Source organism: Stenotrophomonas indicatrix (genome assembly GCF_050573115.1).
Classification (GTDB): Bacteria; Pseudomonadota; Gammaproteobacteria; order Xanthomonadales; family Xanthomonadaceae; genus Stenotrophomonas; species Stenotrophomonas lactitubi_A.
The window spans coordinates 194,596-206,260 of sequence record NZ_JBNYZT010000009.1 but is presented as its reverse complement, the minus strand read 5'-3'; the positions used below and the strand labels follow the sequence as shown (position 1 = coordinate 206,260).

At 66.9% G+C, this 11,665-nt stretch carries 13 protein-coding genes and 1 other RNA gene; 12 read left to right on the top strand and 2 right to left on the bottom strand.

Annotated features, from left to right (window positions below; all coding sequences use genetic code 11):
* Positions 1-24 precede the first annotated feature (24 nt).
* From rph to pepQ, 7 genes are all read left to right on the top strand, one after another.
* Positions 25-750: a ribonuclease PH gene (gene rph / locus ACQ5SA_RS19555; protein ID WP_353099080.1), complete on the top strand. Its 726-nt coding sequence runs from the start codon at positions 25-27 to the stop codon at positions 748-750.
* Positions 747-1,133 (top strand): VOC family protein, encoded by a 387-nt coding sequence (locus ACQ5SA_RS19550; protein WP_353099081.1) that lies wholly within the window; start codon positions 747-749, stop codon positions 1,131-1,133. Before rph ends, ACQ5SA_RS19550 begins: the two co-directional genes overlap by 4 nt.
* On the top strand, positions 1,133-1,729 hold the full coding sequence (gene rdgB / locus ACQ5SA_RS19545) for an RdgB/HAM1 family non-canonical purine NTP pyrophosphatase (RefSeq protein WP_499315637.1): 597 nt from the start codon (positions 1,133-1,135) through the stop codon (positions 1,727-1,729). The genes ACQ5SA_RS19550 and rdgB overlap by 1 nt, the downstream gene beginning before the upstream one ends.
* 58 nt (positions 1,730-1,787) lie before the next feature.
* Positions 1,788-3,026, top strand: coding sequence for a radical SAM family heme chaperone HemW (hemW, locus tag ACQ5SA_RS19540; RefSeq protein ID WP_499315635.1), 1,239 nt, complete (start codon positions 1,788-1,790; stop codon positions 3,024-3,026).
* A gap of 120 nt (positions 3,027-3,146) precedes the next feature.
* A complete protein-coding gene (locus tag ACQ5SA_RS19535; RefSeq protein WP_499315633.1) occupies positions 3,147-5,423 on the top strand; it encodes a DUF1631 family protein in 2,277 nt (758 codons plus the stop codon).
* Positions 5,420-5,794, top strand: coding sequence for a PilZ domain-containing protein (locus ACQ5SA_RS19530; protein WP_499315632.1), 375 nt, complete (start codon positions 5,420-5,422; stop codon positions 5,792-5,794). The genes ACQ5SA_RS19535 and ACQ5SA_RS19530 overlap by 4 nt, the downstream gene beginning before the upstream one ends.
* Before the next feature lie 75 nt (positions 5,795-5,869).
* A complete protein-coding gene (gene pepQ, locus ACQ5SA_RS19525) occupies positions 5,870-7,201 on the top strand; it encodes a Xaa-Pro dipeptidase (RefSeq protein WP_499315631.1) in 1,332 nt (443 codons plus the stop codon).
* A gap of 475 nt (positions 7,202-7,676) precedes the next feature.
* Here pepQ and ACQ5SA_RS19520 read toward each other — a convergent pair whose 3' ends face one another.
* Together ACQ5SA_RS19520 and ACQ5SA_RS19515 are read right to left on the bottom strand one after the other, a co-directional pair.
* On the bottom strand, positions 7,677-8,999 hold the full coding sequence (locus ACQ5SA_RS19520; RefSeq protein ID WP_499315657.1) for an aminopeptidase P N-terminal domain-containing protein: 1,323 nt from the start codon (positions 8,997-8,999) through the stop codon (positions 7,677-7,679).
* Positions 9,000-9,004: 5 nt separating this feature from the next.
* The gene (locus ACQ5SA_RS19515; protein ID WP_089236676.1) at positions 9,005-9,553 is read right to left on the bottom strand and encodes a YecA/YgfB family protein; all 549 of its coding nucleotides are present in this window, start codon (positions 9,551-9,553) and stop codon (positions 9,005-9,007) included.
* 153 nt (positions 9,554-9,706) lie between these two features.
* Between ACQ5SA_RS19515 and ACQ5SA_RS19510 the strand changes: the two genes are divergently transcribed.
* From ACQ5SA_RS19510 to ACQ5SA_RS19490, 5 genes are all read left to right on the top strand, one after another.
* Positions 9,707-9,928 carry a TIGR02449 family protein gene (locus tag ACQ5SA_RS19510; RefSeq protein WP_025874200.1) on the top strand — a complete coding sequence of 74 codons (222 nt, stop codon included), beginning with the start codon at positions 9,707-9,709 and terminating at the stop codon, positions 9,926-9,928.
* The gene (locus tag ACQ5SA_RS19505) at positions 9,925-10,221 is read left to right on the top strand and encodes a cell division protein ZapA (RefSeq protein ID WP_025874199.1); all 297 of its coding nucleotides are present in this window, start codon (positions 9,925-9,927) and stop codon (positions 10,219-10,221) included. Before ACQ5SA_RS19510 ends, ACQ5SA_RS19505 begins: the two co-directional genes overlap by 4 nt.
* A 97-nt stretch (positions 10,222-10,318) precedes the next feature.
* Positions 10,319-10,504, top strand: a non-coding RNA gene (gene ssrS / locus ACQ5SA_RS19500) — 6S RNA.
* Positions 10,505-10,587: 83 nt separating this feature from the next.
* Positions 10,588-11,181 carry a 5-formyltetrahydrofolate cyclo-ligase gene (locus ACQ5SA_RS19495; protein WP_353099342.1) on the top strand — a complete coding sequence of 198 codons (594 nt, stop codon included), beginning with the start codon at positions 10,588-10,590 and terminating at the stop codon, positions 11,179-11,181.
* The gene (locus tag ACQ5SA_RS19490) at positions 11,178-11,657 is read left to right on the top strand and encodes an EVE domain-containing protein (RefSeq protein WP_025874197.1); all 480 of its coding nucleotides are present in this window, start codon (positions 11,178-11,180) and stop codon (positions 11,655-11,657) included. Before ACQ5SA_RS19495 ends, ACQ5SA_RS19490 begins: the two co-directional genes overlap by 4 nt.
* Positions 11,658-11,665 lie beyond the last annotated feature (8 nt).

The window sequence follows — 11,665 nt, the reverse complement described above, 5'->3', positions numbered from 1 at the left end:
CCCTTTCCCTACGGAACCTGCCCCATGTCCGATTTCCGCCCCAGTGGCCGTCAGCCCGATCAGCTGCGCCCGGTCGTCATCCAGCGCGGTTTCACCCGCCACGCCGAAGGTTCGGTGCTGGTCTGCTTCGGTGAAACCCGCGTGCTGTGCACGGCCAGCATCGAGAACCGGGTGCCGGGCTTCCTGCGTGGCAAGGGCGAAGGCTGGGTGACCGCCGAGTACGGCATGCTGCCGCGCGCTACCCACACCCGCAGCGACCGCGAAGCCGCACGCGGCAAGCAGGGCGGCCGCACGCTGGAGATCCAGCGCCTGATCGGCCGCAGCCTGCGCGCCTGCGTGGACCGCAACGCACTGGGCGAACGCACCATCACCCTGGACTGTGACGTGCTGCAGGCCGACGGTGGCACCCGTACTGCGGCCATCACAGGCGCCTATGTGGCCCTGGTCGATGCAGTGAACGTGCTGATGAAGCGCGGTGACATCAAGCGCAACCCGATCCTCGGCGCGGTGGCGGCGGTGTCGGTCGGTGTCTACCGCGGCACCCCGGTGCTGGACCTGGACTATCCCGAAGACAGCGACTGCGACACCGACATGAACGTGGTGATGAACGACGGCGGCGGTTTCATCGAACTGCAGGGCACCGCCGAAGGCCATGCCTTCCGTCGTGACGAACTGGATGCGCTGCTGGGCCTGGCCGAAAAGGGCGTGACCGAGCTGCTGGCCGCGCAGCAGGCAGCGCTGTCGGCATGAACCGGCGCATTGCCCTGACCACCCTGGTGGTGGCCGACTACGACGAGGCCATTGCCTGGTACACCGGCAAGCTCGGCTTCCAGTTGCTGGAAGACATCGACCAGGGCAACAAGCGCTGGGTGGTGGTCGGCCCGACCAATGGCAGCGCTGCCGCCTTGCTGCTGGCCCGCGCCAGCAACGACGAACAGCGCAGCCGTATCGGCAACCAGACCGGCGGCCGCGTCGGCTTCTTCCTCAACACCGACGACTTCCGCCGCGACCACGTGGCGATGCTGGCCGCCGGTGTCGAATTCCTGGAAGAACCACGCGAAGAACCCTACGCCACGGTCGCGGTATTCCGCGACCTGTACGGCAACACCTGGGACCTGTTGGAGCCCCGCTGATGAAGAAGCTTGTCCTGGCCAGCCACAACGCTGGCAAGCTGGTGGAAATGCAGGAAATCCTCGCCGACCTGCCGCTGCAGATCACTTCGGCCGCCGAACTGGGCCTGGGCGATGTGGAAGAGACTGGCCTGACCTTCGTCGAGAACGCGCTGCTGAAGGCGCGCGCCGCCTGCGAAGCGACCGGCCTGCCTGCGCTGGCCGATGATTCGGGGTTGATCGTCGACGCTCTCGGCGGTGCACCGGGACTGTACAGCGCGCGCTATGCGGGCCATCCGACCAATGCGGCGGCCAACAATGCCAAGCTGCTGGACGCGATGGCCGACATCGCCGATGGCCAGCGCAGCGCCCGCTTCTATGCGGTGATCGTGCTGCTGCGCCATGCCACCGACCCGCAGCCGCTGATCTGCGAAGGCCGCTGGGAAGGACAGATCATCCGCGAACTGCGCGGCAGCAACGGCTTCGGCTACAACCCGGTGTTCCTGGATACCACCCACGGCCTGACCGCTGCGGAAATGGAGCCGGCGTTGAAGAATGCCATCAGCCATCGCGCCATCGCCCTGCAGCAGCTCAAGCAGCAGCTCGCGGCCTGGCTCTGATACATCACCTGATCAACACAGGGAAGCCGGCCAGCGGCCGGCACTACCGATGACTGCCATGCCGCACGCCCACGCCCACGACCACGACCACGACCACTGCAATCACCAGCCCGGTGAGTCCTGCGACCACGACACCCCGCCACGTCTGGTGCCACCGCCGCTGGCGCTGTACGTGCATCTGCCGTGGTGCGTGCGCAAGTGCCCGTACTGCGATTTCAACTCGCACCAGGCCAAGGGCGAACTGCCCTTCGACGCCTACATCGATGCACTGGTGCGCGACCTCGACCAGGACCTGCCGCTGGTCTGGGGCCGGGTGGTCAGCAGCGTGTTCTTCGGCGGCGGCACGCCCAGTCTGTTCCCGCCCGAAGCGATCGACCGCTTCCTGCAGCAGGCCAGCGCGCGTCTGCGCTTCGCGCCCAATGCCGAGATCACTCTGGAAACCAACCCGGGCACCGCCGAACACGGTCGCTTCGACCGCTACCGCACAGCCGGGGTAAACCGCCTCAGCTTCGGCATCCAGAGTTTCGATGATGCGATGCTCAAGCGCCTGGGCCGCATCCACGACAGTGGCGAGGCCGAGCGCGCAGTGAAGATGGCGCAGGACGCGGGCTACGACAACTTCAATATCGACCTGATGTACGCCCTGCCGGAACAGACCCTGGCCGGTGCCGAGGCCGACCTGGAACGCGCGTTCGCGTTGCAGCCGACCCACATTTCGCACTACCAGCTGACCCTGGAACCGAACACCGTGTTCTTCGCACGGCCGCCGCAGGGCATCCCCGATGAAGACAATGCCTGGGACATGCAGGAACACTGCCAGGCGCTGCTGGCGCAGGCCGGTTTCGGCCAGTACGAGGTGAGTGCCTACGCCCGCCCCGGCCGGCAGAGCGCGCACAACCTGAATTACTGGCGTTTCGGTGACTACCTCGGTATCGGCGCTGGCGCACACGGCAAGATCAGTTCCGGCGCCGAGGAGCATGTGCTGCGACGCTGGAAGCACAAGCACCCGCAGACGTTCATGGACACCGCAGGCACGGCCGCATCGTTCGGTGGCGACGAGGTGATCGCCGCCGATCGCCTGCCGTTCGAGTACATGCTCAACCTGCTGCGCCTGCACGAAGGTTTCAGCCTGCGCGATTTCGAATCGCGGACCGGCCTGGCCCGCAGCGTTCTGGACGTACCACTGGGCGAAGCGGTGCAGCGCGGCTGGCTGGTGGTGACGGACGGGCACGTGCAACCGACCGAGCTCGGCCGGCGCTTCACCAACGATGTGGTCAGCCTGTTCCTGGAAGAATGATCCGCCTGCGGCGCAGCCAAGGAAGGCCGCGCTGAATGAATCCATCGCTAAAGTAGCGCCTTCACCGGCCGACACGGTAGATTCCAAGATCGATCCGCGGGAATCCGGACCCCCTCGCCGATGTCAGCTGTCTTCTCTCTTTCCAGTGCCGACACTGCCCGCTTGGCCGCGGTCGACCTGCCGCCGCGTGTGCGCGAGTTGCTGGGCGCGTTGATCGGCCTGTGCCACCAGGCCCTGACGGCACCGTTGATCCTGACCGTGGAAGCGCTGGAGCAGACCCTGCTGCATGACGCCGACCATGCCCGCAACCCGCAACAGCAGGCTGACCTGCTGGGCCAGCGCGGGCAGCTGCATGCGTTCGCCGGTCACTTCAGCGACCGTATGCTCGATGCGCTGGCCGATGCGCTTGCGCGGCTGCGTGAACCGATCACCCCGGTCGTGGCCGCCGTTGCCCCACCGCCGTTGCCCGGCATGCTGGGGTTGACCCTGGTCGCCGAGCATGAGGTCGACCGCGACCTGCTGCTGACCGAAATGGTGCGCCGGGAAACGCTCCGTTCGGCCAACGCCTTGAACCTGCTCGGCCAGCGCCTGGGGGTTGTCGCCGGCGCACCGGCCTTTGAAGCCGATACCCTGCCATTGGCACCGCAGGCCCTGTGCACCATGGTGCGCAAGCTGGCCGAACAGGATGCCCTCAGCGCCGACGTGCAGATGGCGCTGTACCGCAGCTTCGAGCGGCAGGTGCTGGAGCGGCTGGGCGATGTGCTCGACCGTGCCAATGCGCTGCTGGCGCAGCACGGCATCCTGCCCGGCCTGGTCTACACCCCGTACCTGGCCCGTTCTTCGAGCACCCGCCGGATCATCACCCAGTCGGTCGGCAGCGGCCGCAGTGGACGCCCATCACCGCGCGTGCCCACGCCGATGACCGGCTGGGGTGGCTCGGCACCGGCCGGCTCGTGGTCGACGTTGATGCAGGACGCCTTCGCCGATGCGGCTGCGCCGGGCGCGTCGGCTGGGCTGACGGTACCGGCCAGCAACGTGCTGCATGAAATGCTGCAACGGGCGCGACACGCCCCGCAGCCAGCGGCGGACCCGCCAGCCCTGCCCAGTGCGGCGGTTGATGCCGTGCTGGCGCGTCTGCAGGGCCAAGCCAGTGCCGCCAGCGCCATGACTGATCTGCAGGCCGCGGTGGTCGCCCAGCTGCGCAGCGAACATGGCGCGCAGGCCAGCCTAGGCAGTCACGACCGCGACAACCTCGATCTGCTGCGCCTGCTGCTGCAGCAGGTCCAGCAGCAGCAACGGCCGGACCCGGTGCCGGCCGCCCTGCTCGCGCGCCTGCAGGTACCACTGGCACGCGCAGCGATGGCTGACCCGGGGTTCTTCGTGCGCGACGAACACCCGGCACGCGAACTGCTCAACCATGTCGCTGAAGCCGGCGCCAGCTGGCTCGGCGATGACGATGTCGACCCGCAGCTGCTGCAACGGCTGGCGCAGAGCGTGCAGGGCCTGCTGGGCCAGGATGCGCGCACGCCCGAGGCCTTTGCCGCCGCCAACGAAGAGATACAGCAGCACCAGCGTGCCGCCGCGCACCGTGCCGAACTGGCAGAGCGCCGTCACGTGGAAGCGGCACGCGGCAAGGAACGTCTGGAACTTGCGCGCCGCCAGGCCAATGCGCAGATCGACCAGTGCTGCGACACGCAGGAACCGCCACGCTTCGTGCAGACACTGCTGCGCCAGGCTTGGGCGGACGCATTGACCCTGACCCGCCTGCGCCACGGTGATGATTCGCCGCAATGGCAGGAGCGCCTGCAGCAGACCGAACGCATCGCGGCGATCACTGCCGAGGCCGCCAGCGAAAGCAGCGAGACCGACGCTCCGCTGGCCGCCGAAGTTGAATCGGCCCTGCTGCAGGTCGGCTACCACGCAGAGGAAGCCGCAGCCGTCGCGCGCCGGCTGTCCACTCCGGGTGGCGAAGACGAAAGCACCTCACGCACCGAGCTCAGCGCGCGCCTGAAGGCCCATGCGCGCCTGGGCGAACACGCAGGCGCGCAGGCCCTGGCAAGTGACGCCGCGCCGCGCAGCGAGGCCGAGGAGGCCAGCTATCAGCAACTGTGCACGCTCCCCTTCGGCAGCTGGTTCGATATCAGTGATGGCGAAGGCACCCTGCGCCGCCAGCGCTTGTCCTGGTACAGCCTGCTGACCGGCCATGTGCTGTTCGTCAACGCGCGTGGGCAGAAGATTGGCGAGACCACCCTGGATACGCTGGCCCGGCAGATGAGCGCCGGACACGCGCAACTGGTGACCGAAGACAAAGGCCGGCTGGTCGACCGCGCCTGGCAGGCAAGCCTGAGCGCACTGCGCGCGCTGGCCGGACGTCGACCGCAGGAGCCCAACGCATGAGTACGCAACCGCCTGTTGATACCCGCCGCGCGCCGCGCCGGCAGGTCTCCGACCTGGTACCGGTAACCGACCAGATGCGCGACAGCGTGGTCGGCCGTCTTGGCAACGTGTCCGAGACCGGCATGCTGATGCTGGCCAGTGCGGCGCTGCGCGACGATGCGCTGTATCAGCTGCGCTTCCCGCTGCCCTCGGCCGATGGCCGCAGCGAGCTGATCGACGTCGGCGTACACCTGCTGTGGAGCGAACCGGCACATGCACCCGGCCAGAGCTGGGCAGGCTTCCGCTTTCTGACCCTGTCACGCGAGCATCGGCAGCAACTACGCCGGTGGATCGGCGAAGACAGCGACGAGGCACCGGTTTCGACGGGCTGAGTGCCGGTTCCGGCACAGCGGATTGCGTCGGTATCCGGCAGAATCTAAGGCCGTTTTCCGTGTCGAGCCACCGCAATGATCCAGCAAGACCCCGGCGCCCTGTATCCCGACCACCTGGCCGTGCTGTGCCGACGCGCCGAGCAGGCGCTGGCACGCGGCGGCTTCGACCACCTGGTGGTGCCCAGCGGCACCCTGCACTACCAGGTCTTCGACGACCGTGACTACCCGTACGCGGTCAACCCGCAGTTCAAGGCCTGGCTGCCGCTGACCCGGGTGCCCAACAGCTGGATCGTGTTCACCCCGGGCAAACGTCCGGCGGTGATCTTCCACCAGCCGTTCGATTACTGGCACGTGGTGCCGGATGCACCGAGCGGCTGGTGGGTCGAGCACTTCGACATCCACATCATCCGCACGCCCGAAGAGGCGCTGGCACTGCTGCCGTCCGACCCCGCGCGCTGCGCGATCCTCGGCGAGCCGCAGAGTGCGCTGGGCGCCTATGTGCCAAACAATCCCGCGCCGGTGGTGAACTACCTGGAATGGCACCGCGGCAGCAAGACGCCGTATGAAATCGCACTGATGCGCCAGGCGCAGGTGCTGGGCGTGCGCGGCCATCGCGCGGCCGAAGCGGCGTTCCGCAACGGCGCCGACGAGTTCAGCATCCACATGGCGTACTGCCAGGCAGTGGGCCAGGACACCACTGAACTGCCGTACGGCAACATCGTGGCCCTGAATGAACATGCGGCGGTGCTGCACTACACCGAACTGGGCCGCAAGGCCCCGCAGCCGCTGCGCAGCTTCCTGATCGACGCCGGCGCCAGCGCGTATGGTTATGCCAGCGACATCACCCGCACCTACGCCGCCGCCGGCCATGATGAGTTCGCGGCGATGATCGAAGCCGTTGATGCCGCCCAGCAGCAGATGTGCGCAGCGGTGCGTCCGGGCTTTGACTACAAGCAGCTGCATGTTGACGCGCATCTGTCGCTGATGGGCGTGCTGAAGGACTTCGGCGTAATCAAGGTGTCGCCGCAGACCGCGCTGGAAACCGGCGTCAGCGCCGCGTTCTTCCCGCACGGCATCGGTCACCTGATCGGCCTGCAGGTGCATGACGTGGCTGGCTTCGCCGCCAGCGACGAAGGCGGCCGCATCGAGCGCCCGGCGGGTCATCCGTACCTGCGCCTGACCCGCGTACTGGAACCGGGCATGGTGGTGACGATCGAGCCGGGCCTGTACTTCATCGACATGCTGTTGAACGAAGTGAAGGCTGCCGGCCATGGCGATGCGATCAACTGGGACCGTGTGGATTTCTTCCGCCCGTATGGCGGCATCCGCATCGAAGACGAAGTGCTGTGCACTGATGGCGAGGCGGACAATCTGACGCGGCCGGTGTTTGCGGCGGCGAACGGCTGAGCCCCTCGTGGTTGGTCGCGAAATGCATCCAGACTACTGAGGCTAGGCCGGGCGGGTGAGCTGCGCAGGGGACGCCGTAAATACGTCCCTGTAGGCTCGGGCGCGCCATCCATGGCGCTTACGCCCCTGCGCAGCCCACCCGCCCGGCCACGGACAGTTTCCTGCGCGCGGCCAGCCACGGAAGAAAGAAAGAAAAGCAAAAGCGGGTCGCTTGCTACGCTCGCTCTGTGTCGACCAAGGTCGACACCTACCAACAGCCGCGCGCCCCAACAACCGCAGGAAACTGTCGAAGGCGGGGTACTGTGGGTTTGCGGGGTGTGAGCCGCATGGATGCGGCGACCAAGCCTACAAGGACGTACTTGCGGCGGCCCCGCAAACCCACAGTACCCCGCCATCCCGCAGGAAGCCCGCTTCGGCTGTTGCAGTGGCTTTTGCCTCTGCAGGTGCAGGGCTGCAAGCCCTGCAGAAGAACCCCTTACCCCGCCATCAGCGCTTCGATCTCGTCGGCGCTGCGCGCCAGGCCTTCGGTCAACACCCGATGCCCGTCGTCGGTGATCAGCACGTCATCTTCGGTACGGATGCCGATGCCGCGCCAGCGCGGTTCCACCGTCGTGTCGTCCACGCCGATGTACAGCCCCGGCTCGATGGTGAAGGCCATGCCCGGCTCCAGCAGGCGTGAATCGCCGGCCAGGCGGTAATCGCCTACGTCGTGCACATCCAGCCCGATCCAGTGCCCGGTCTTGTGCCGGTAGAAACGCTGGTACAACCCTTCGGCAAGATTCCTTTCCAGCGTGCCCTTCAACAGGCCCAGCTGCAGCAACCCCTCGGTGAGGGTCTGCACCGCCGCCAGATGGCCCATTTCGTAGGCGACGCCCGGTTTGGCCTGGGCGAGCGCCGCCGCCTGCGCCGCGCCCACCAGATCATGCAGCGCGCGCTGCTCGGCGCTGAAACGACCGTTGACCGGGAACGTGCGGGTGATGTCACTGGCATAGCCACGGAACTCGGCACCGGCATCGATCAACACCAGTTCGCCGTCGCGCGAACGTGCGTTGTTGTCGCGGTAATGCAGGATGCAGGCGTTGCGGCCGGCACCGACGATGCTGCAGTACGCAGGCACCGCGTCGTTGGCGCGGAACACCCGCTCCAGCTCGGCCTGCAGCTCGTACTCGTGGATGCCCGCCTTCGCGGCCTGCATGGCGGCACGATGCGCCAGCACGCTGATGTCGGCCGCGCGCTGCATCAACGCCACCTCGGCACCGGACTTGAACAACCGCTGCTCGTGCAACAGATGGCCCAGTTCCAGGAACTCATGCGGTGGCTGTGCTCCATGGCGCACCTGCGAACGTACGCGGTTCACCCAACCGATCAGCTTCAGGTCGAAGTCTGCATCGCGGCCGAAGTGGTAGTACACCCGCGAACGCCCTTCCAGCAGGCCCGGCAGGATGTCGTCCAGATCGGTGATCGGGTACGCATCGTCCATCGCGAACTGCGCGACGGCACCGTCCTGGCCGGCGCGACCGCCATCCCAGGATTCGCGCTCGGGATCGCGCTCGCGGCAGAACAGGATGGCTTCGCCGTGGCGACGACCGGGAATCAACACCAGCACCGCTTCCGGCTCCGGGAAGCCGCTCAGGTACTGGAAATCCGAATCCTGCCGGTACGGATAATGGGTATCGAGGCTGCGCACCTTCTCCGATGCCGCCGGCAGCACCAGGATCGCGTCTTCGCCCGCCATGTCCATCAGCTGCCGGCGGCGACGCTTGTACTCGCCGGCAGCGATGCCGGTGCGCTGCTTGATATCCATCAGTTCAGGCGCTGCCGATGGCGCGCGGCCAGCACCACGTCACCGTGCAGCAACAGCACCGCCACCCGGATGAACTCTTCGATTTCCGACAGGGCTTCGTCGTCATCATCACCGCCGGCTTCGAAGTCCTCGCTGGAGGCGCGGGCCAGGCTGGCCAGGTCGTTCAGTGCCTCCTCGCCCTCTTCGGACAAGGTCGGTCGGTGGCCGCCACTGCCCAGGCCGAAGCCGCCCAGGAAGGAACGGGTCCAGCTGAACATGGCATCTGCCTGTGCGGCCACGTCGCTGCTGTCGGTCAACAGCAGCTCGAAGGCGAAGTCACGGTCTTCCAGCTGCTTGATGGTGGCTTCCAGCAACTGCGCCAGCGCACTGTCGGCAGCCACCTGCGGCAGATTGTCGTCGGCCAGCACGCGCGCCGGCCAGTCATTGCCGGGGGCACCGCCAGCGGCCAGCCAGCCGCACAGCCCGCCATGCAGTTCGGCAGCAGTGGCGCCCAGGCCCAGTTCCTGGCTGGCGCGGGTAACGTCGTCGACGGAGGGAAGTTCGGTCATCGTGCGGCTCGTTCGGAAGGGAAACTGCGGAGCGCGCACGCGCGCGCCCGTGAGCCGGGTAGTGTAGCAATGTGTCCGCCTGCGCTTCGTGGCCGCCGGGGCCTGCTGCGACAGTGCTTGACCGCCCTGACCCGGCTTGCCTATCGTGCGGGCATGGAACCCGCCGATCCCCTTGCCCAGCTGCAAGCCTTCGCCGCCCGTGTGGAGGCGTTGCTGGACCGCAACCAGCGGCTGGCCGAGGAGAACCGCAGCCTGCGCCACCAGCAGGAACAGCTTGTGGCCGAGCGCTCGACGCTGCTGGCCAAGAACGAGCAGGCGCGTTCGCGGGTGGAAGCGATGATCACCCGGCTCAAATCCCTGGAGCAGCACACATGAGTGCCGAACCGGTCAGCGTCCGTATCCTTGATCGTGAATACACGGTCGGCGTCGGTGGCGATGAACGCGACAGCCTGATGGCGGCCGCCCGCCTGCTGGATGCGCGCATGCGCGAGATCCGTGGCAGCAACCGGATGGCCGCCGTCGACCGCATCGCGGTGCTGGCGGCACTCAATCTGGCGCACGAGCTGCAGCTGCTGCGCGACGAGAACGCCCGCCAGGCGGTGGCCCTGCAACAGACCCTGGCCGACCTGAATCGGCGTCTGGACCGGGCAATCGACAGCAGCACGTGAGAAAGGCGCGGAATGCGCCTTCTCTTTTCTGAATTGGCACGCACTGTTGCCGACGAACGGCCTATCCAGATCCTGCGTGCTGGCTATAATGGCCACGCGTTCTCTGCGGTACTCGACGGCATGTGCAAACATTCGCCTTGTCCCTTAAGAACGACACCGGGAGCGCGACAGCGCCGGGAGTGCAGGTCCGCCTTGCAGCGGGAAGCCCGATGGTTCTCCAGCGTTCCCACTTGAGCCCGCGGGTTCAAGGTCGTTTCGCATGCATCGACATTGCGGAGAATGCAATATTCCAGCAAGGGCGGCGTCTTCGGGCGTCGCCTTTGTTCTTTCCGGCACAATGACGGCTGATCCTTGCCGCATGCTGCCATGACCGACCCGCGACAGGCCCTGCGCCACGACCTGCGGCAACGCCGCCGCGACCTTTCCGCTCCCGTCCGCATTGCTGCTGCCGATTCCCTGGCCGATGCACTGCTCGCACTGCCGTTCGCCCCACGCGAAGGGGCCGTAGCCGGCTACTGGGCGCTGGATGGCGAGATTGCCCTGCACCGCTGGCAGTTGCAGTTGCCCGACACGCTGCGCTACTGCCTGCCGGTACTGCACGGCGACGTGCTGCGCTTCGCGCCCTGGCGCCCCGGCCAACCGCTGACCAGCAACCGTTACGGCATCCCCGAACCGGATATCGCCCTCGAAGACACTTTGGAACCGGCGCAGATGGCCCTGGTGGTGACACCGCTGGTGGGCTTCGACGCACAGTGCCGGCGGCTGGGAATGGGGGGCGGCTGGTATGATCGCAGCTTCGCCTTCCGCCATGATCGGCCGGCGCCACCCTGGCTGGTCGGCGCGGCATTCTCGGTGCAGCAGGTCGAGTCCTTGCCGGTAGCGTCCTGGGACGTGCCGGTGGATGCGATCTGCACTGAAGCCGGCACCCTGCTCCCTTCCGCTGCCCCCGTGAACGCATGACCGCCCGCAAGCGCTACTGGCTGATGAAGTCCGAACCGGACGCCTTTTCCATCGACGACCTGGCCAAGGTCAAGGTTGAACCCTGGAATGGCGTGCGCAACTACCAGGCGCGCAATTTCATGCGCGATGGCATGCAGGTCGGCGACGGCATCCTGTTCTACCACTCCAATACCAAGGTGCCGGGCATCGTCGGCCTGGCCACGGTGGCCAGCGCGGCCTACCCGGATGACACCCAGTTCGACCCGAAATCCGACTACCACGACCCCAAGAGCACGCGCGAGAACCCGCGCTGGATGCTGGTGGACGTCGCCTTCGACCGCAAGCTGAAGCAGGTGATCGCGCTGGACGAGATCAAGCTGCACGCCGAGGAACTCGGCGAAGGCTTCCCGCTGGTTGCCAAGGGCAACCGCCTGTCGGTGTTCCCGGTGACCGCCGCGCAGTGGAAGCTGCTGCTGTCGCTGGAAAAGAAATCCTGATTCCCTGC

Excerpts from the sequence above, each read along its gene's own strand:
- pepQ (WP_499315631.1), top strand. The coding sequence starts at position 5,870 with ATGATCCAGCAAGACCCCGGCGCCCTGTATCCCGACCACCTGGCCGTG.
- ACQ5SA_RS19515 (WP_089236676.1), bottom strand. The coding sequence starts at position 9,553 with ATGACCGAACTTCCCTCCGTCGACGACGTTACCCGCGCCAGCCAGGAA.
- ACQ5SA_RS19530 (WP_499315632.1), top strand. The coding sequence starts at position 5,420 with ATGAGTACGCAACCGCCTGTTGATACCCGCCGCGCGCCGCGCCGGCAG.
- ACQ5SA_RS19510 (WP_025874200.1), top strand. The coding sequence starts at position 9,707 with ATGGAACCCGCCGATCCCCTTGCCCAGCTGCAAGCCTTCGCCGCCCGT.
- ACQ5SA_RS19490 (WP_025874197.1), top strand. The coding sequence starts at position 11,178 with ATGACCGCCCGCAAGCGCTACTGGCTGATGAAGTCCGAACCGGACGCC.
- hemW (WP_499315635.1), top strand. The coding sequence starts at position 1,788 with ATGCCGCACGCCCACGCCCACGACCACGACCACGACCACTGCAATCAC.
- ACQ5SA_RS19505 (WP_025874199.1), top strand. The coding sequence starts at position 9,925 with ATGAGTGCCGAACCGGTCAGCGTCCGTATCCTTGATCGTGAATACACG.
- ACQ5SA_RS19535 (WP_499315633.1), top strand. The coding sequence starts at position 3,147 with ATGTCAGCTGTCTTCTCTCTTTCCAGTGCCGACACTGCCCGCTTGGCC.
- ACQ5SA_RS19550 (WP_353099081.1), top strand. The coding sequence starts at position 747 with ATGAACCGGCGCATTGCCCTGACCACCCTGGTGGTGGCCGACTACGAC.
- rdgB (WP_499315637.1), top strand. The coding sequence starts at position 1,133 with ATGAAGAAGCTTGTCCTGGCCAGCCACAACGCTGGCAAGCTGGTGGAA.
- ACQ5SA_RS19495 (WP_353099342.1), top strand. The coding sequence starts at position 10,588 with ATGACCGACCCGCGACAGGCCCTGCGCCACGACCTGCGGCAACGCCGC.
- rph (WP_353099080.1), top strand. The coding sequence starts at position 25 with ATGTCCGATTTCCGCCCCAGTGGCCGTCAGCCCGATCAGCTGCGCCCG.